Origin of the sequence: Hydrogenophaga sp., assembly GCF_030373225.1 — a bacterium.
In the GTDB taxonomy this organism is placed as follows: Bacteria; Pseudomonadota; Gammaproteobacteria; order Burkholderiales; family Burkholderiaceae_C; genus Hydrogenophaga.
In genome coordinates this window covers 1-17775 of record NZ_JAUCZG010000031.1, presented here as the reverse complement: position 1 = coordinate 17775, position 17775 = coordinate 1, and the positions used below count along the sequence as shown (strand labels likewise).

Below are 17775 nucleotides of genomic sequence, written 5' to 3'. Positions count from 1 at the left end.
AGTCTCCTGGTGGTTGAGCGAATCGCTGATCAGGCCAACGCCGCGTCCGTGTCCATGAGGACCCTGGAGCCAGAACGCGCGGTGCGCATCAGCGTTGCGGTCTCGGGAAACAGCTTGGCAAAGTAGAAGCGGGCGGTCTGCAGCTTGGCCACATAGAACGGGTCGGTGTTGCCGGCCGCGATCTCGCGCAGGGCCACCTGTGCCATGCGGGCCCAGAAGTAGCCGAACACCAGGTGGCCGGCCACACGCAGGTAGTCAACCGCTGCGGCGCCCACTTCGTCGGCGTTCTGCAGGCCCTTGAAGCCGATCTCGGTGGTGAACTTGGTGATCTGCTCGCCGAGGACGGCGAGCGGGTTGATGAACTCGGCCATCTTCTCGTTGACACCTTCTTCCATCACCAGCGCGCCCACCAGCTTGCCGAACTTCTTCAGCGTGGCGCCGTTGTTGCCCAGCACCTTGCGGCCCAGCAGGTCCAGGCTCTGGATGGTGTTGGTGCCCTCGTAGATCATGTTGATGCGGGCATCGCGCACGAACTGTTCCATGCCCCATTCCTTGATGTAGCCGTGGCCACCAAACACCTGCTGGCACTGCGTGGCTGCGTTGTAGCCGTTGTCGGTCAGGAAGGCCTTGGTGATGGGTGTCAGCAGCGAGAGCATGTCGTCGCTGTCCTTGCGCACCTTTTCATCGGGGTGCGCATGCACCTTTTCCAGCAGCACCGAGCAGAAGATGGCCAGCGCGCGGCCGCCTTCGGCGTAGGCCTTGGCGGTGAGCAGCATGCGGCGCACGTCCGGGTGCACGATGATCGGATCGGCCGGCTTGTCCTTGGCCTTGGGGCCGGTCAGGCTGCGCATCTGGATGCGGTCCTTCGCGTACGCCAGTGCGTTCTGGTAAGCCACTTCGGTCAGGCCCAGGCTCTGGTTGCCCACGCCCAGGCGTGCGGCGTTCATCATCACGAACATGCCCTGCATGCCCTTGTTGGGCTGGCCCACCAGGGTGCCGTTGGCGCCGTCCAGCACGATCTGCGCCGTGGCGTTGCCGTGGATGCCCATCTTGTGCTCGAGACCACCACAGTAGATGCCGTTGCGCTCACCCAGCGTGCCGTCCTGGTTCACATTGAACTTGGGCACGATGAACAGGCTCACGCCCTTGATGCCGGGGGGTGCATCGGGCAGGCGGGCCAGCACCAGGTGGATGATGTTCTCGGCCATGTCGTGTTCGCCGGCGCTGATGAAGATCTTGTTGCCGGTGAGCTTGTAGGTGCCGTCGGGCTGGGGCTCGGCCTTGGTGCGCATCAGGCCCAGGTCGGTGCCGCAATGCGGCTCGGTCAGGCACATGGTGCCCGTCCATTCCCCGCTGGTCATCTTGTGCAGGTAGGTGGCCTTCTGCTCGTCGGTGCCGAAGGTGTGCAGCGAAGCGTAGGCGCCGTGGGTCAGACCGGGGTACATGGTCCAGGCCTGGTTGGCCGAGTTCATCATTTCGTACATGCACTGGTTGACCACCAGCGGCAGGCCCTGACCGCCGAATGCAGGGTCGCAGGAGAGCGCCGCCCAGCCACCGTCCACATACGTCTTGTAGGCTTCCTTGAAACCCTTGGGCGTGGTGACTTCGTGGGTTTTCTGGTCGAGCTTGCAGCCTTCGGTGTCTCCGCTGATGTTCAGCGGAAAGATCACCTGCGAAGCGAACTTGCCACCCTCTTCGAGCACCGCGTTGATGGTGTCGGCGTCGATGTCTGCGTGGGCCGGCAGGGCCTTGAGATCGTCGGTGACCTTGAGCACTTCGTGCATCACAAACTGCATGTCGCGCAAGGGTGGGTTGTAAACGGGCATGGGGAAACTCCTGTGCTGGGTTTGTGAAAGACGAATGGGAAATCAGCCCTGCGCGCGCGCAGCGCCCGAGGGTTTGGTGACTGTCTTGCGGGGCGCGGGCACCGGTGTGCTGCCGAAGCGGGTGACGATGTTCTCGAACGCGCGCACCGCACGGCCGGCCGAGTCGGGGCTGCGCAGGAAGCGCGCTTCGTAGTGCAGCGCCAGGATCAGCGCGTGGATCTCGAAAGCCATCTGCACCGCGTCGGTGTCAGGGGCGAGATGGCCTTCTTCAATGGCGATCTCGACCGCGCGGCGCATGGCCGAAAGCCAGGTGTTGACCGAGCTGGCCAGCGCATCGCGCACCGGGCCGGGCCGGTCGTCGAACTCGACCGCACCGCTGATGTAGATGCAGCCCGAGTCGATTTCCACCGAGGTGCGCTTCATCCAGTTGTCGAACAGGCTGCGCAGCCGGGGCAAGCCTCGCGGTGCGTCGATGGCGGGGTAAAAAACCTCTTCCTCGAAGCGCGCGTGGTACTCGCGCACCACCGAGATCTGCAACTCCTCGCGCGAACCGAAATGGGCGAACACGCCCGACTTGCTCATCTGCATCACCTCGGCCAGCGCCCCGATCGACAGTCCTTCCAGACCGATCTGCGTGGCCAGGCCGAGCGCGGCATCGACGATCGCCGCCTTGGTTTGCTGGCCTTTCTGCAACGGCTTGTGGGCCGAGGTGTCGGCGCGTGAACGGCGGGCGGTGGGCGTGGTGCTCATGCAGTACGGGGGTAGGTGTTCCGGGTAATCGAACGGTCGTGCTATTTTTACCGCAAAAGCGGACCTGTGCGCGCGTCCGGCGCTTTTTGTGGGGACTTTGTTTAGGCCGGAGGCCCTAAACCATCACCGTCGGGCGACCGGAACTTCACGAACCGACTCGTCCGCCACCGCCCACACCCGGTCACCCGGTCGCCGCTGGATCGGGTGCATGCCGGTGAAGTCGCCGAAGGCAGGCAGCACGCCCACCGCATGGCGCGCCGGGTCGCCGAACCAGAAGCACGGCAGGCGCAGGCGCTCGCGCGCGCCGCCTCGCAAACCGATGCAGGGATGCAAATGGCCGGCCAGCGTGTATGCGCCGGCAACGGGCTGCGGTTCGTGGCACAGGGCCCACGGCCCCTCCAGCCAGGGCTCTGTCCGCAGCTCAATGCCCCATTCGACTGGTGGATCGCCCGCGTCGCGGTCGTGGTTGCCGCGCACCAGGTGCACACGCAAACCGGGGGCTTCGCCGCGCCAGGCGGCCAAGGCCTGCGCCACGACGTCGGTCAGCTCGGGGCTGCGTCCGCGCGCGGCGTGCAGCAGGTCACCCAGGAACACGAGGTGCTTCACCGGCGTGTCGCCCAATGAAGCGAGTGCGTCGGACAGGGCGTCGAGCGTGGCGGCGGTGGAGCCGCCGGGCACCGGCACGCCCAGGCGGCGAAAGCTGGCCGCCTTGCCCAGGTGCACGTCGGCCACGAGCAAGGCGCCGTGGTCGGGGAGAAAGGCCGCGCCTGACGGATGCAGGCAGATCGTCAGGCCGGCGCCCGGATGCACCGGCACCCAGGGCGCGCAGAGCCCACTTTGCCTGGTCAGAGCCGCGCCACCGGCAGCAGCAGGGCGAGGCTGTGCTCCAGGTTTTCCACCGGCGCCCGCTTGAAGCCGCTGCGCGCAAACCGCTGCAGCCTGCCTACGCAGAAGGCGGTGATCACCGACGCGTCGGCCTGCGCATCCACCGTGGGGGTGGCCACGCCAGCCACCACGGCCGCTTCGCGAAGGTTCTGCCGCAGCACCGATTCGATCCTGTCGAAGAACAGGTTCATGCGCTGGTGCAGGCGGTCGTTCTCGAACACCAGGGCGTCACCCACCATCACCCTCGTCATGCCGGGGTTCTTCTCGCCGAACTGCAGCAACAGCGTCACGAGCTTGCGGCAGCGTGCGTTGGCATCGGGTTCACGTTCACCGAGCTGGTTGATGAGCCCGAACACCGACTGTTCGATGAACTCGATCAGGCCTTCGAACATCTGGGCCTTGCTCGCGAAGTGGCGGTAGAGGGCGGCCTCGCTCACCTCGAGGCGCGCCGCGAGGCCGGCGGTGGTGATGCGTTCGGCGCCGGGCTGCTCCAGCATGGTGGCCAGCGCCTGCAGGATCTGCACCCGGCGCTCACCGGGTTTGGGCCGCTTGCGCGCGCCGCCATCGGTGTGGGCCGCGGCTTCGATCACGCTGGCCGCCTCCAGGGCGGCGGCGTCTTCCGGCGATGGGGATTCGGGAGCGTTGGTGGTCATGGGCGGGCGGTCCGATCGGTGGGGGCTGATGGGTGCTGGTGGCCGCGGTGCCGGCCCGGGTTTGTCATCCTGTTACGAATTTTCGCATATCGCCGCGAGCAAAAAAAACCAACCGGGACGGGGTACGCACTGTCAGTGGGTAATCGCATTCAGCGTCAGGCGAACGCGCAGTCCGCGCCCCGCGACGCCGTTGTCCAGCTGCAGGTGTGTGCCGTGCACACGGGCAATCTCGTCGGCGATCGCCAGGCCCAGTCCGTTGCCTTCGCCAGCCGTGCCCGGCACGCGGTAGAAGCGCTGGAGAACGCGCAAGCGTTCGCCGGCGGGAACGCCCGGACCGTCGTCTTCCACCTCGATCCAGACGCGCGCTCCCTGGGGCGATGTGGCGCTGCCGCAGCGCAGGGTGATGCGCCCTCCCTGGGGCGTGTACTTCACGGCGTTGTCCACCAGGTTGATCAGCAGCTCGCGCAGCAGCCAGGCGTGACCCTGCGTCTGGGCGGGCTCGATCTCCAGACCCAGATCCATCTGCTTGTTGCTGGCGGCATCGAGGTAGAGGCCCAGGATGTTTTCGCACAGCTCGGCCAGATCGACCTGCTGCAAGGCCTGGTTGTCACCGCCCATGGCGTCGACCCGCGACAAGGCCAGCAACTGGTTCGCCAGCTGCGAGGTACGGCGCGTGGCGTCGCGCAACCGCAGCACCTGGTCGGCACGCAGGCTCAGCATGTCGCCGCTCCCCATGCTGCGGGCGGCCTGGGCCCAGGCCTCCACCTGCGACTGCAGTCCTGCCAGCGGTGTGCGCAGCTGATGCGCCGCATCGGCCACAAAGCGCCGCTGGGCCTCGGTCTGGGCATTGACCAGCCCGAACAGCCGGTTGAGCGAATCCACCAGCGGCTGCACCTCCACCGGCGCCGTCTCGGCGCTGATGGGGCTGAGGTCGCGTGGCGAGCGGCGCTCCACCGCCTGCTTGAGATCGATCAGGGGTCGCAAGGCCCGCGCCACGCCCCAGGTGACCACACCGGCAGCCACCAGGAAAAGCACCAGGTTGGGCAGCATCACCCGCATCAACACGGAGCTGGCCCAGTGTTGCTGGCCGTTGGAGCCGTCGGCCAGCAGCACGATCAGTTCACCCGCCGATGACCGCGTGCGTTGCGCCACCACCCGGTACGTCACGCCGCTTTCAACCACGCTCAGGAATTCGGCGCCGTCGGTGGCGGGCAACACGGTGGGCAGCCACCGCTCGCCCAGCAACTGGCTGCCTTGGGCATCGAACACACCGAAGGCGGCAAAACCCTTGCGCTCCTGAAGAAACTCCTCCACCGGCGGGGCCAGCAGCAGCGCGAAGGCGGGCGCCTGCAGCACATCGTCGGCGCCCAGAAGAGGCTCTTCGAGCGGGGCCGGGCCACGCGCTGCAACGTCCATCACCACCACCGAGTCGGCCAGCAGCGGCACCAGCCGCAGCAACCGCTGGTCCTGCTGCAGGGCGGCGGTGCCGGCGCTGTGGAAATGGAACACCATGCTGACGGCGCCGATCAGGGCGATGGTGATGAGCAGCAACACCAGCAGGCGCCGTTGCAGCCCCCAGATGATGCCGGCAGAGGGTGAACGCTCAGGTTTGGGCCACATCGCCCGAAGACCCGGTCACCTCCAGCCGGTAGCCGAAACCCCGGATGGACCGCAGACACACGCCCGCCGGCTCCAGCCGTGCGCGCAGGCGCGAAATGTAGACCTCGATGGCGTTGGGCGTGATTTCCTTGTCCCAGCCGGTGAGTGCCTGCAACAGCTTGTCCTTGGCAGCGGGCTTGGGCGCCTGCAGCAGCAGGTATTCGAGCACGGTCCATTCGCGCGGCCCGAGTTCCAGCGGCTCGCCGGCCAGCGTGATGCGGCGCAGCGCGGTGTCCATTTCCACCGGGCCAAAACCCAGTACCGCCGAGGTGGCGGCCTGCGAGCGGCGCAGCAAGGCGCGCAGGCGTGCCAGCAACTCGGGCAGTTCGAAAGGTTTGACCATGTAGTCGTCGGCGCCGAGATCGAGACCCTGCACCCGGTCGTGCAGCGCATCGCGCGCGGTGAGGATCAGCACCGGCATCTCCAGGCCCCGGTCGCGCACCCGCCGCGTGAGTTCCAGCCCGTCGACACCGGGCAGACCGATGTCCACGATGGCGAGGTCGAAGCTGTCGCTCTCCAGCGCCCGTTCGGCGCGCTCGGCGCTGGGCACCCAGTCCACCGTGTAGCCGGCGTTGCACAACCCCAGCTTGATGCCGCTGGCCACCATCACATCGTCTTCAACGAGCAGCAGCCGCATCTAGACACCCCCCCTGCCGCGCTTCGCGCGTTCCCCCTGAGGGGGACGCACCCTGGGCCCGGCGAAGCCGGATCCGCGGGCGCCCTTGGGCGGGCACCTCGCGCCGGCAGGCGGCGTGTGCGTCTGCATCAGTGGCTTTTGATCATGGTGCCGAAAGGCTCGTTGCCCAGCACTTCCAGCAGCAAGGCATGCGGCACGCGGCCGTCAATGATGTGCACCGCGTTCACGCCGCTCTTGGCCGCGTCGAGCGCGCCGGCGATCTTGGGGATCATGCCGCCGGAGATGGTGCCGTCTTCCACCAGTTCGTCGATGCGCCTTGGCGTGAGCTCGGTGAGCAGGTTGCCGTCCTTGTCGAGCACGCCGCGGATGTTGGTGAGCATGAGCAGCTTCTCGGCCTGCAACACCGTGGCGAGCTTGGCCGCCACCACATCGGCATTGATGTTGTAGCTTTCGTTGTGCTCGCCGAAACCGATCGGGCTGACCACCGGAATGAACTGGTCGTCCTGCAGGGCTTTCACGACGCTGGGGTCGATGCTGACGATGTTGCCCACCTGTCCCACGTCGTGTTCGAGGCTCGGGTCCTTCTGGTCGGTCATGCGCAGCTTCTGGGCACGGATCATGGCGCCATCGCGCCCGGTCAGCCCGACGGCCTTGCCACCGGCCTGGTTGATCAGGCCCACGATGTCCTGCTGCACTTCGCCGCCCAGCACCCACTCCACCACCTCCATGGTTTCCGCGTCGGTGACGCGCATGCCCTGGATGAACTGGCCCTGTTTGCCCAGGCGCTTGAGCAAGGTCTCGATCTGCGGACCGCCACCATGCACCACCACCGGGTTGATGCCGACCAGCTTGAGCAGCACCACGTCTTCGGCAAAGTCCTGCTGCAGCGACGGGTCGGTCATGGCGTTGCCGCCGTACTTGATGACCATGGTCTTGCCGTGGTACCTGCGGATGTAGGGCAGCGCCTGGGCCAGGATCTCGGCCTTGTCGCGCGGGGCAATGGGGGTGACGTCGGGGGGGGTGGTCATGGCTTGGGCGGTTGTGTCGCTGGGGAAGTGGCGAAATTGTAGGCTTGGCGATGGATGCTGCCTGGTTCGTGGCAGGCCGGCTCCAGGCCCGGCCGCCACGAAAGCGGCAGGCTCACGACAGGGAAGAAGCGAGGCCCGAGACAGCCTGGAACAAGGCCTGGCGAGCCTGCACCACCACCCGTGCCTTCCACTCCGGCGTGTCCACATAAAACGCCGCCAGCACGCGCGCCTTGATCTCGGCCTGCAAGGCCTCGGGCGCCTCGGGATGCAGGTGCAGCCAGTGATCGCCACGCAGAGCGTCGATCACTTCTTCGATCGGCACCGTGCCGTACTCCATCGCGATGCCGGTGTACTCGGCCTGCGGGCACTCTTCGCCAGCGGCGTTCCACATCAGACCGGTCAACATCGCCGAGGTGGACGAGCCGTCGTAAATGGAGGTCACCGGGGTCTGGCCTCCGCCGTCCCACCAGCGGCGGGCGCGCGCCAGCGACACGGCGTCGTCGCGGCAGGCGCTGATGCGCTCGCCCAGGCCGCTCTCGCCCAGGCCGGTGTGCAGGTCGATCCACGCGAGGTGCCGGGCCTGCCTGCCGTGGCGACGCAACACCTGGCGCAGCGTGAGGTTGCTCCAGGTGGCGTCCACGCCACCGAAGAACAGGCCACCGGCAAACGCGTGCTGTCCCTGGGACACAGCGGCCTGGAAGCGCGGCAGCCCGTGGGTCCGGATGTAGGCACCGATGGCCGCCGCGTTGTCGGGCCCGGGGGGCCATGAGGCGGGCAACAGCAGGTCGTGCAGTTCGGCGTATTCCGGGTTCGACGGCAGCGGCTGGCTGAAGTCCTGGAAGTTTCGGTTGAGGTCGACGTTTTCGTGGGTGACGCGGCGCACCCACGAGAAGCCGTGGGGATTGAGGGCGTGGATGTAGAGCACGGCCACCCCGGCAGCACGGGCGTGTTCGCGCCATTCGGCGTCCTGCGCCGCAAACACCTGCACCCCGGAGCCACAGAAGCCTTCGACCCCGTGGCAGGCGCTGCTGACGATCAACAGGCGCTCGGCATGCGGGTCGCCATCGAGTGCCACGTCCATCGCCAGCACCTCGCCCTCGCGCCCCGGCAGCGGGTGGTTGTGGCTGCCGATGGCCATGCCGGCGGTGGCGGCCGCTTCCAGGAAACTCACCCGGGCCCGGGCGTATGAAGGCGAAAACGCGTCGGCCGCGGCGATCAAGCAGCGACCTCGGCACGCGGGGTGTTCAACCACTTTTCGGCCAGTTGCACCCAATAGGTGGCGCCCAGCGGAATCAGGTCGTCGTTGAAGTCGTAACTGGGGTTGTGCAGCATGCAAGGGCCACCGCCGTGGCCCATTTCGCGATGCGCGCCGTCGCCATTGGCGATGAAGGCATAGCAGCCGGGCCGCTCCTGCAGCATGTAGGCGAAGTCTTCCGCGCCCATGGTGGGCTCCTGGTCCACCACACGCCCGGCGCCCACGATGTCGGCCATCACCTGGCGCGCGAACGCCGTTTCAGCGGCGTGGTTGATGGTTGGCGGGTAGTTGCGCTTGAACCTGAACTCCACGGTGGCACCGAAGGCGGCGCAGGTGTGCTCGGCGATCTCCTGCATCCGGCGTTCGATCATGTCGAGCACCTCGTAGGTGAAGGTGCGCACCGTGCCCTGTATCTCGCAACTGTCGGGCACCACGTTGGTGGCCTCGCCGGTGTGGATCATGGTCACCGAGACCACACCGGCATCCACCGGCTTCTTGTTGCGCGAAATGATGGTCTGGAAGGCCATCACCATCTGGCAGGCCACGGGCACCGGGTCAATGCCGTTGTGCGGCAGCGCGGCGTGCGCGCCTTTGCCCCGGATGGTGATGTGAAACTCGTTGCTCGACGCCATGACCGGGCCGGCACTGGCGGCGAAGGTGCCCACCGCCATGCCGGGCCAGTTGTGCATGCCGAACACCGACTCGACCGGGAACTGCTCGAACAGGCCGTCCTTGATCATCTCGCGGGCGCCGCCGCCACCTTCTTCGGCCGGCTGGAAGATCAGGTAGACCGTGCCGTCGAAGTTGCGGTGTTTCGCAAAGTGCTGCGCGGCGCCCAGCAGCATGGCGGTGTGGCCATCGTGGCCGCAGGCGTGCATCTTGCCGGCGTGCTGGCTGGCGTGCGCGAAGGTGTTGTGCTCCTGCATGGGCAAGGCGTCCATGTCGGCGCGCAGGCCGATGGCGCGGCCGCAGGCACCACCATCACGGCCATGCACGATGCCCACCACACCGGTGGTGCCCATGCCACGGTGCACCGGGATACCCCACTCGGTGAGCTTGGCCGCCACGACTTCGGCGGTGCGCTCTTCCTTGAAACACAACTCGGGATGGGCGTGGATGTCGCGGCGCACGGCAGCGATGCTGGCGGCCTGCGTGAGGATGGAGTCGATGAGTTTCATGGTGACCTTTGCATGCCCGGGCAGTGGGGGTGGACAACCAAACATGGTATCGAAGCCTTTGCGCGGGCGCGGCTCCTTGAGCGACAGCCCACCGCATCGGTGGGGCGATCGTGGCGCAGTGACCACCCGCGGACCGGGCCAGTGATGCAAGACTGCAACGCAGCCTTGCGCCCCGGCTCAGCGGCGGATGCGCCCGTCCTCGGTCAGCAGCGTGAGTTCGACAAACCGGGAACCCGTGTGCTTGGCGGGACCGAAATCCACCGGAAACCCGCCCAGGTTCACGTTCTGCATGCCCTGCACGGCATTGATGAAGCCCTCTCGCGAGAGCGCCCTGCCCGCGCGCCGCACGCCCTCGGTGAACACCTTGGCCGCCACGAAGCCTTCCATGCCGGAGTAGTTGGGCTCCACCCCCCGCTTTTCCTTGATGGCCGCCAGGTACTCGCCCGACAGCGGTGTGGCCGGCGTGTAGGGAAACGGCATCACCTGGCTCACGGCCACACCGCGGGCCTCCGCGCCGAGTTCGTCGATGAGGGCCTGCGTGCCCACGAAGGACACGTTGTAGAAATTGCCGCTGAAACCCGCGCGGCGCGCCTGCCGAACGAAAGTGGCCACCGCCTTGTAGGCGCCGATCTGCACGATCGCCTCCGGCTTCTGCGCCATGATGTCCTTGACCGCTTGCGCCACTTCAACCGTGTTGCGCTCCACCGTGCCCAGGGCCGACGGCTCCAGATTCAGGGTGGCGAGGGCCCGTGAAACACCGTCCAGCCCGGTCTTGCCGTAAGCGTCGTTCTGATAGAAAACCGCGATTTTCTTGATGCCGATGGAGGTGATCTGGCGAACGATCGCTGCCGTCTCGTCGAAGTAGGAGGCGCGCACGTGAATGGCGTAGCGGTTGAACGGTTCGCGCAGCGCCTGCGCACCGGTGAACGGCGCGAAAAACGGCACCTTGGCTGCGCTGGCCAGCGGCAGCGCAGCCAGGCTGGTGGGGGTGCCGATGTAGCCGAACAAGGCGAACACATCGTCGGCGATGAGCTGGCGGGTGTTGGCGGCGCAGCGCTCCGGCTCGTAGCCGTCGTCCATCCGCTTGATCTCCAGCGTGCGCCCATTGACGCCGCCCCTGGCATTGACGGTGTCGAAAAACGCCTGCGCGCCGAGGTGGAACTGCAATCCGAGCTGCACGGCAGCACCGGTGAACGGGGCGGACTGTCCCAGCACGATGCGGGTGTCGCTCAGGCCGGCGCTCTGCGCCCGCGCAGACGCACCGCAGGCGGCCAGGGCCCCCGAGCCGACCAGCTTGCACACCGTGGACAGGGCTTCGCGACGCTGCATGCAGATACTCCTGATATGCTGATTTCGAAAGCCCGCAGGGTAACGGCAAGTGCCCCGGCGATACCGAGTCAAACGCCTCCATATCCACACCTTCCGATGAACTCCACCGTGCACACGATCCGCGGCGCCTGCCCGCACGACTGCCCCGACACCTGTGCCCTGATCACAACAGTGGACGGTGGCCGGGCGGTTCGCGTGCAGGGCAATGCCGGGCACCGCCACACCGATGGCGTGCTCTGCACCAAGGTGTCCCGCTATGCCGAGCGCACCTACCACCCAGAGCGCCTGCTGCACCCACTCAGGCGCACCGGCCCCAAGGGCAGCGGGCGCTTCGAACAGGTGAGCTGGGACGAGGCACTGGACACCATCGCCAGCCGCCTCAAGGCCATCGCCGCGCGCGACCCACAGGCGGTGCTGCCCTACAGCTATGCCGGCACCATGGGTCTGGTGCAGGGCGAGGGCATGGCGGCGCGCTTTTTCCACCGGCTCGGCGCCTCCTTGCTCGATCGCACCATCTGCGCATCGGCCGGTGGCGAAGGGCTGGTGCAGACCCTGGGTGGCAAGGTGGGCATGAAGGTGGAGCACTTCGCCGACTCGAAACTGATCCTGATCTGGGGCAGCAACTCCATCGGCAGCAACCTGCATTTCTGGCGCCTGGCCCAGCAGGCCAAACGCAACGGCGCGCGCCTGGTGTGCATCGACCCGCGCCGAACCGAAACCGCCGAAAAGTGCCATGAGCACCTGGCGCTGCGCCCGGGCACCGACGCTGCCCTGGCGTTGGCACTCATGCACCAGCTGATCACCCACGACTGGCTGGACCACGACTACATCGCGCAGCACACCCTGGGCTGGGAAGCCCTGCGCGAACGCGCCCTGCAGTGGCCGCCCGAGCGGGCCGCCGCCGTCTGCGGCCTGCCGGTGCAACAGATCACCGATCTCGCGCGCGCCTACGGCACCACCCGCCCCGCCGCGATCCGGCTGAACTACGGCATGCAGCGCGTGCGCGGCGGTGGCAACGCGGTGCGCGCCGTGGCCTGCCTGCCGGCACTGGTGGGCGCGTGGCGCCAGGCCGCGGGCGGAATGCTGCTGTCGAGCTCGGCGCAGTTTCCGGTGGACCGTGCGGCCTTGCACCGGCCGGAGCTGCTGGCCGGCGCAAGGCCGCGCACCCTCAACATGAGCACCATCGGCAACGACCTGCTGCGCGAGGGCTCGGCCGCCTTCGGCCCGGCGATCGAGGCGCTGATCGTCTACAACAGCAATCCGGTGGCGGTGGCACCCGAGTCGGGCAAGGTGGTGCAGGGCTTCCTGCGCGAAGACCTGTTCACCGTGGTGCTCGAACACTTCCAGACCGACACCGCCGATCACGCCGACGTCATCCTGCCGGCCACCACCCAGCTCGAGCACTGGGACATCCACACCAGCTACGGCCACACCGACGTGCTGCTCAACCGCCCGGCCATCGCCCCGGTGGGCGAGGCGCGCACCAACAGCGACATCTTCCGCGCGCTGGCCGCGCGCATGGGCTTTGACGACCCCTGCTTTGCCGACGATGACCTGACCCTGTGCCGCACGGCGTTCGGCGACCGGGTGGACTTCCAGACCTTGCTCGACCAGGGCTTTGCCACCCTGCCCGTGCCCGAGGCGCCGTTTGCACACGGCGGCTTTCCCACGCCGTCCGGGCGGTGTGAGTTCTTCAGCGCGCGCCTGGCAGCACAAGGCATGGACGGCCTGCCCGACCACCTTCCCAATCACGAGCTGCAGGGCACGTCGGCCGCCTACCCGCTGGCCATGATCTCGCCGCCGGCGCGCAACTTCCTCAACTCCAGCTTCGTCAATGTGACCAGCCTGCGCGACATCGAGGGCGAGCCCCTGCTGGAGATCCATGCCGAGGACGCGCAGGCGCGCGGCATCGAGACCGGCCAGATGGTGCGTGTCTTCAACGACCGCGGCGAGTACCGCTGCAAGGCCCAGGTGTCCCCGCGTGCGCGTCCCGGCGTGGTCCATGGCCTGGGCATCTGGTGGCGCAAGCTCGGACCGGCAGGCACCAACGTGAACGAAGTCACCAGCCAGCAGCTCACCGACCTGGGCGGCGGACCGGTGTTCTACGACTGCCTGGTCGACGTGGCCGGCGTGCACTGAGGACGCCGTGAAACAGCTGCTGGCCATCGCCGCTGCGGCTCTGCTGAGCACCGGATGCGCGAGCAACACCACCGGCGTGGGCTACTACTGGCAGTCGGTGACCGGGCACCTGCAGATGATGCGGGCGGCCCGACCGGTCGACGACTGGCTGGCCGATGAAGCCGCTTCGGCCACGCTCAAACAGCGGCTGGAAGACGCCCGGCGCATCCGCCGCTTCGCGGTGAACGAACTGGCCCTGCCCGACAACGCCAGCTACCACCGCTACGCCGACCTCAAGCGCCGCGCCGCCGTCTACAACGTGGTGGCCGCACCGGCGCTCTCGCTCAAGCTCGAAACCTGGTGCTTCCCGGTGGCCGGCTGCGTGGGCTACCGTGGCTACTTCCGGGAGTCGGACGCGCGGGCCTTTGCCGACAGCCTGGATCCGCAACTCGAGGTCGCCGTCTACCCGGTGCTGGCGTATTCCACCCTGGGCTGGATGAACTGGGCCGGCGGCGACCCGTTGCTCAACACCTTCATCGCCTACCCGGAAGGCGAGCTTGCGCGGATCATCTTCCACGAGCTCTCGCACCAGGTGGTCTATGTGCAGAACGACACCACGTTCAACGAGTCGTTTGCCACCGCCGTCGAACGGCTCGGCGGCGAGAAGTGGCTCAGCCGCTCCAGCGCGAGCGCCCGGGCCGACTACGCCACCTTCGACCAGCGCCGCCGCGCCTTTCGCGCCCTCACCCGCTCGACACGTGAAGCGCTGAAACGGATCTACGACGACGGCGCACTGCCCGACGAGACCAAGTTGCAGCGCAAGGCCGTTGTGATGAGCGACTTCCGGCAGCGCTACGAGCAGCTGAAGGCCGGCTGGAACGGCTACGCCGGCTACGACCCGTTCGTGGCACGGGCGAACAACGCCAGTTTTGCGGCACAGGCCGCCTACGATGAGTGGGTGCCGGCGTTCGAGGCCCTGTTCGAGCGCGAAGGCCGCGACTTTGCCCGGTTCTATGATGCGGTTCGGGACCTGGCCCGGCGTCCGAAAGAAGAGCGCCAGGCTGCATTGCGCGAGCTTTCGCCTTCTTCCCTGGCCGCCGCCGGCCCCGACCGCCCCTGACACCCCACACGAGACACCCATGGCCGACATCCACATCGAACGCGATCACCAACTCGGCATGGGCGGCGCTCGCAAGCTGGCGTGGCGCTGGGCCGAGCAGGCCGAAAACGACTTCGACATGAGCTGCACCTATGAAGAAGGCACCGACTGCGACGAGGTGCAGTTCAGCCGTTCGGGCGTGAGCGGCACGCTCAAGGTGTGGGCCGACCGGTTCGAGCTCGACGCCCGACTGGGTTTTCTGCTGGGCGCCTTCAAGGACCGCATCGAGGGCGAGATCGTGAAGAACCTGGACGAACTGCTGGCGGCGAAGAAGCCCGCCGCCAGGAAGAAAAAAGCCGGCTGACAGACCGGCCGGTGTTCAGCTCAGGCTCTGGATCAGGTCGATGTACTGCTGCATCGCGTCGTCCTTGCCGGTGCCTTTGAAACCATTCCACGCGTCCCACTTGGCGCGACCGACCATGTCGCCGAAGCCGGGCTTCTTGCCCTCGACATCCCCTTCGGTGGCCTGCTTGTAGAGGGCGTAGATCTTGAGCAGCGTGGCGTTGTCGGGACGCTCGCTCAGGTTCTTCGAATTCGCCACCGCGGCGTCGAAAAGGGTTTTGAGATCGGCCATGAATGCTCCTGTTGTTGAAATGATCCGCTGCGACCGGGCGGGCCGGGCTTAGGGCTCTCCCGCTATCTTACGGTTGGCAGCCTCTGCACAATAGCGCCACCCATCCAGATCCGCACAGCCACCCGAGGAGCATCCATGGTTCAACGCGTTGCCGCCCGCAGCGACACCCCTTCGGCGCGTGCCGGCCGACCCAAGACCTCCCCGGGTTCCGCCCTCAACGGCGCGGCAGCCGGTGTCATGCCCGTGGTCAAGCAGGCCCTCTCCACGCTCGGGCTGGAAGGCGAGCGCATGAGCAAGGTCGACACCGCCTGGCTGCGCATGGACTCACCCTCCAACCTGATGATGATCGTCGGCGTCTGGATCCTCAAACCGGGTGTCAGCCTGCACGACCTGCGCGAACGCGTGCGCGATCGCATGCTGCCCTATCGCCGCTTCACGCAGCGGGCCTGCGAAGACGCGACCGGCGCGCACTGGGTGGCCGATGCCGACTTCCGCCTCGACCGCCATGTCGTTGCCCACCGGTTGTCGCAAACGGGCTCGCAAACCGAGCAGGACGCGCTGCAGGCGCGGGTGGCCGAACTGGCCATGCAGCCGCTGGATCGCCAGCACCCGTTGTGGCGTTTCGAACTGATCGAACAGTACGACGGTGGCTCGGCAATGGTGGCACGCATCCACCACTGCATTGCCGACGGCATCGCGCTGATCAGCGTCATGATGAGCCTGGTCGACGGCGGCGGCGCGCCACCCCAAAGCCGGCGCCGCCAGACCGCCAAACCAGGTCTGGACGGCGCCGAGGACTGGGTGGTGGACACCTTGATCCGGCCCTTCGGCGATCTCACCGCCAAGGCGCTGGAAGCGGCCGGCGGCGGCGCTGCGAAGTCGTTTGCCATGCTGGCCTCACCGCAGCAGAGTCTCACCGACTCGTTTGGCCAGGCGGTTGACCTGGCGCGCATGGGGGGTCAGCTGGCCAGCGACCTGGCTGCGCTGGCGCTCATGCCCGACGATTCACCCACCCGACTCAAGGGACAGCCTGGCAACACCAAACGCGTGGCCTGGTGCGAACCCATCCCGCTCGACGAGGTCAAGGCGATCGGTCGGGCGCTGAACTGCTCGGTCAACGACGTGCTGCTGGCCTGCGTGGCCGGCGCCATCGGTGGCTACCTCAACAGCCTGGGCGACGACACCAAGGGCAAGGAGATCCGGGCCATGGTGCCGATCAACCTGCGTCCGATGGAAGACGCCTGGAAACTCGGCAACCGTTTCGGGCTGGTGCCGCTGGTGCTGCCGATTGGCTGCACCAACCCGGTCGAACGGGTGTTCACCGTGCGCTCGCGCATGAACAGCCTCAAAGGCAGCCTGCAGCCGCTGCTGACCTTCGGCCTGCTGTCGGTGGCGGGCCTGCTGGTCAAGCCCGCGCAGGATGCCTTGCTCAGCCTGTTCGGCCGCAAGACCACCGCCGTCATGACCAACGTGCCGGGCCCGGCCAGCAAGCTCAAGGTGTGCGGCTCCACGCTGGAGCAGACCATGGTCTGGGTGCCGCAGACCGGCACCGTCGGACTGGGGGTGTCGATCCTGAGTTACGGCGGCGGCGTGCAGTTCGGTGTCATCGCAGACACGACCTTGTGCCCGGACCCGCAACGCATCATCGACGAGTTCGAGCCGGAGTTCCGGCGCCTGCTCATGCTCACGCTCATGCTTCCGTGGGGGGAGAGCGCGGCCTGAGGCCGCGAGGCCCGAGCGCTGCGCATGGCCTGCGGGCTGCCAGGCCGGGTCCGCGCTGCCCGGCTCAAGCGGTCATCAAGCGGCGCGAGGCCATTTCGAGCAGGCCGTCGAAGATCAGGCCTTCCACCAGCTCCACCTGCAGCGCCATGGCCGGAGCCATCTTCCAGCCAGCGCCGCCGGTCATGAAGCACACCGGCTCGGCACCGCAGTGGCGGCGCAGGTTGTCCACCATGCGCTGCACCGCGCCGGCGATGGCGAAGGTGCCGCCACTGGTGAGCGCGTCGCTGGTGTTGGTGGGAAAGTCGCGCACTTCCCCGGTGGGCACGTGCAGGCCGGCGGTCCCCGATTCGAGCGCGCGCAGCATGATGCCGTGACCAGGCAGGATGATGCCGCCCAGAAAACGGCCCTCCGTGTCGATGGCTTCCACCGTCACCGCGGTGCCCACCATCACCACCACACAGGGACGATTCAGACCGAGGGACACCAGCCGCTGACGCGCCCCGATCATGGCGACCCAGCGGTCGGAGCCCAGACGTGCGGGGTGGTCGTAGCCATTGCTCACACCCGCCTCGGCGCTGCTGGAGACGACCCACTGAGGCGTCACATCCCAGAGTTCGAGCTGCTCCTCCACCCGGCGCTTGACCGCATCTCCGGCGACCACACAACCCAGCACCCAGCGCGGCGTGGGCAACCCGGCCCAGTCGCCTTCGGCCAGGGTTTCGATGTTTTCGAGGAACTGCGCCCCTTGTGCGATCAACCGGGAACCGGAACGCGGCTCTTCGTAGAAAGCCCATTTCAGGCGGGTGTTGCCAACGTCCAGGGCCAGAAATGTCATGCGCGGATTATGACCACGCCAACCCCGGGGGGTTTGCGCACCGCAACATGACAGGCCAGTGAACCGCCCGGCCCGTACCGCGGTCCAGGCGCAGCGGGGGAGCGTGGGGGCGCACAGATCCGGCGCCGGGCCGCCCCAAGCCGGATCAGCCCCCTCGGGGGGCAGCG

General features: G+C 67.4%; 16 protein-coding genes. 4 read left to right on the top strand and 12 right to left on the bottom strand.

All coding sequences use genetic code 11. The annotated features are described in order from the left end of the window. Positions 1-29: 29 nt before the first annotated feature. From QUV35_RS15415 to QUV35_RS15370, 10 genes are all read right to left on the bottom strand, one after another. Positions 30-1826 carry an acyl-CoA dehydrogenase C-terminal domain-containing protein gene (locus QUV35_RS15415; RefSeq protein WP_300875979.1) on the bottom strand — a complete coding sequence of 599 codons (1797 nt, stop codon included), beginning with the start codon at positions 1824-1826 and terminating at the stop codon, positions 30-32. Between the two features lie 42 nt (positions 1827-1868). Further along, the gene (locus QUV35_RS15410; protein WP_300875977.1) at positions 1869-2576 is read right to left on the bottom strand and encodes a TetR/AcrR family transcriptional regulator; all 708 of its coding nucleotides are present in this window, start codon (positions 2574-2576) and stop codon (positions 1869-1871) included. 123 nt (positions 2577-2699) lie between these two features. After that, complete coding sequence (gene pdeM / locus QUV35_RS15405) at positions 2700-3392, bottom strand: ligase-associated DNA damage response endonuclease PdeM (RefSeq protein WP_300875974.1); 693 nt, start codon at positions 3390-3392, stop codon at positions 2700-2702. Between the two features lie 29 nt (positions 3393-3421). Further along, positions 3422-4114, bottom strand: a complete 693-nt coding sequence (slmA, locus tag QUV35_RS15400; protein ID WP_300875969.1) for a nucleoid occlusion factor SlmA — start codon at positions 4112-4114, stop codon at positions 3422-3424. A 132-nt stretch (positions 4115-4246) separates the two neighbouring features. Further along, positions 4247-5734, bottom strand: a complete 1488-nt coding sequence (locus QUV35_RS15395) for an ATP-binding protein (RefSeq protein WP_300875967.1) — start codon at positions 5732-5734, stop codon at positions 4247-4249. Next, positions 5718-6410 (bottom strand): response regulator transcription factor, encoded by a 693-nt coding sequence (locus QUV35_RS15390; protein ID WP_300875966.1) that lies wholly within the window; start codon positions 6408-6410, stop codon positions 5718-5720. The genes QUV35_RS15395 and QUV35_RS15390 overlap by 17 nt, the downstream gene beginning before the upstream one ends. A 128-nt stretch (positions 6411-6538) precedes the next feature. After that, on the bottom strand, positions 6539-7438 hold the full coding sequence (gene argB / locus QUV35_RS15385) for an acetylglutamate kinase (RefSeq protein WP_300875963.1): 900 nt from the start codon (positions 7436-7438) through the stop codon (positions 6539-6541). Between the two features lie 112 nt (positions 7439-7550). Then, positions 7551-8657: a M14 family metallopeptidase gene (locus tag QUV35_RS15380; protein ID WP_300875960.1), complete on the bottom strand. Its 1107-nt coding sequence runs from the start codon at positions 8655-8657 to the stop codon at positions 7551-7553. After that, positions 8654-9871 carry a M20 aminoacylase family protein gene (locus QUV35_RS15375; protein WP_300875958.1) on the bottom strand — a complete coding sequence of 406 codons (1218 nt, stop codon included), beginning with the start codon at positions 9869-9871 and terminating at the stop codon, positions 8654-8656. The genes QUV35_RS15380 and QUV35_RS15375 overlap by 4 nt, the downstream gene beginning before the upstream one ends. A gap of 177 nt (positions 9872-10048) precedes the next feature. Continuing rightward, the gene (locus QUV35_RS15370) at positions 10049-11200 is read right to left on the bottom strand and encodes an ABC transporter substrate-binding protein (RefSeq protein ID WP_300875956.1); all 1152 of its coding nucleotides are present in this window, start codon (positions 11198-11200) and stop codon (positions 10049-10051) included. A gap of 96 nt (positions 11201-11296) precedes the next feature. On the opposite strand from QUV35_RS15370, the gene QUV35_RS15365 reads away from it, so the two are divergent. The 3 genes from QUV35_RS15365 to QUV35_RS15355 are packed head-to-tail and all read left to right on the top strand — an operon-like array spanning position 11297 to position 14781. After that, positions 11297-13339, top strand: a complete 2043-nt coding sequence (locus QUV35_RS15365) for a molybdopterin oxidoreductase family protein (protein WP_300875955.1) — start codon at positions 11297-11299, stop codon at positions 13337-13339. Positions 13340-13346: 7 nt separating this feature from the next. Continuing rightward, the gene (locus QUV35_RS15360; protein ID WP_300875952.1) at positions 13347-14438 is read left to right on the top strand and encodes an aminopeptidase; all 1092 of its coding nucleotides are present in this window, start codon (positions 13347-13349) and stop codon (positions 14436-14438) included. A 19-nt stretch (positions 14439-14457) separates the two neighbouring features. Continuing rightward, positions 14458-14781, top strand: coding sequence for a polyhydroxyalkanoic acid system family protein (locus QUV35_RS15355; RefSeq protein ID WP_300875949.1), 324 nt, complete (start codon positions 14458-14460; stop codon positions 14779-14781). A gap of 15 nt (positions 14782-14796) precedes the next feature. On the opposite strand, the gene QUV35_RS15350 is transcribed toward QUV35_RS15355, so the two are convergent. Next, positions 14797-15051 carry an acyl-CoA-binding protein gene (locus QUV35_RS15350; RefSeq protein WP_300875946.1) on the bottom strand — a complete coding sequence of 85 codons (255 nt, stop codon included), beginning with the start codon at positions 15049-15051 and terminating at the stop codon, positions 14797-14799. Positions 15052-15288: 237 nt separating this feature from the next. Here QUV35_RS15350 and QUV35_RS15345 point away from each other — a divergent pair, with 237 nt between their 5' ends. After that, positions 15289-16773, top strand: coding sequence for a wax ester/triacylglycerol synthase family O-acyltransferase (locus tag QUV35_RS15345; protein WP_300876068.1), 1485 nt, complete (start codon positions 15289-15291; stop codon positions 16771-16773). A gap of 64 nt (positions 16774-16837) precedes the next feature. On the opposite strand, the gene QUV35_RS15340 is transcribed toward QUV35_RS15345, so the two are convergent. Next, positions 16838-17608: a type III pantothenate kinase gene (locus QUV35_RS15340; RefSeq protein WP_300875943.1), complete on the bottom strand. Its 771-nt coding sequence runs from the start codon at positions 17606-17608 to the stop codon at positions 16838-16840. Between the last annotated feature and the right edge of the window lie 167 nt (positions 17609-17775).

Coding starts and splice junctions, on each gene's coding strand:
- QUV35_RS15345 (WP_300876068.1), top strand. CDS start 15,289: ATGCCCGTGGTCAAGCAGGCCCTCTCCACGCTCGGGCTGGAAGGCGAG.
- QUV35_RS15390 (WP_300875966.1), bottom strand. CDS start 6,410: ATGCGGCTGCTGCTCGTTGAAGACGATGTGATGGTGGCCAGCGGCATC.
- QUV35_RS15365 (WP_300875955.1), top strand. CDS start 11,297: ATGAACTCCACCGTGCACACGATCCGCGGCGCCTGCCCGCACGACTGC.
- QUV35_RS15350 (WP_300875946.1), bottom strand. CDS start 15,051: ATGGCCGATCTCAAAACCCTTTTCGACGCCGCGGTGGCGAATTCGAAG.
- QUV35_RS15370 (WP_300875956.1), bottom strand. CDS start 11,200: ATGCAGCGTCGCGAAGCCCTGTCCACGGTGTGCAAGCTGGTCGGCTCG.
- QUV35_RS15340 (WP_300875943.1), bottom strand. CDS start 17,608: ATGACATTTCTGGCCCTGGACGTTGGCAACACCCGCCTGAAATGGGCT.
- QUV35_RS15415 (WP_300875979.1), bottom strand. CDS start 1,826: ATGCCCGTTTACAACCCACCCTTGCGCGACATGCAGTTTGTGATGCAC.
- QUV35_RS15410 (WP_300875977.1), bottom strand. CDS start 2,576: ATGAGCACCACGCCCACCGCCCGCCGTTCACGCGCCGACACCTCGGCC.
- argB (WP_300875963.1), bottom strand. CDS start 7,438: ATGACCACCCCCCCCGACGTCACCCCCATTGCCCCGCGCGACAAGGCC.
- slmA (WP_300875969.1), bottom strand. CDS start 4,114: ATGACCACCAACGCTCCCGAATCCCCATCGCCGGAAGACGCCGCCGCC.
- QUV35_RS15355 (WP_300875949.1), top strand. CDS start 14,458: ATGGCCGACATCCACATCGAACGCGATCACCAACTCGGCATGGGCGGC.
- QUV35_RS15395 (WP_300875967.1), bottom strand. CDS start 5,734: ATGTGGCCCAAACCTGAGCGTTCACCCTCTGCCGGCATCATCTGGGGG.
- QUV35_RS15375 (WP_300875958.1), bottom strand. CDS start 9,871: ATGAAACTCATCGACTCCATCCTCACGCAGGCCGCCAGCATCGCTGCC.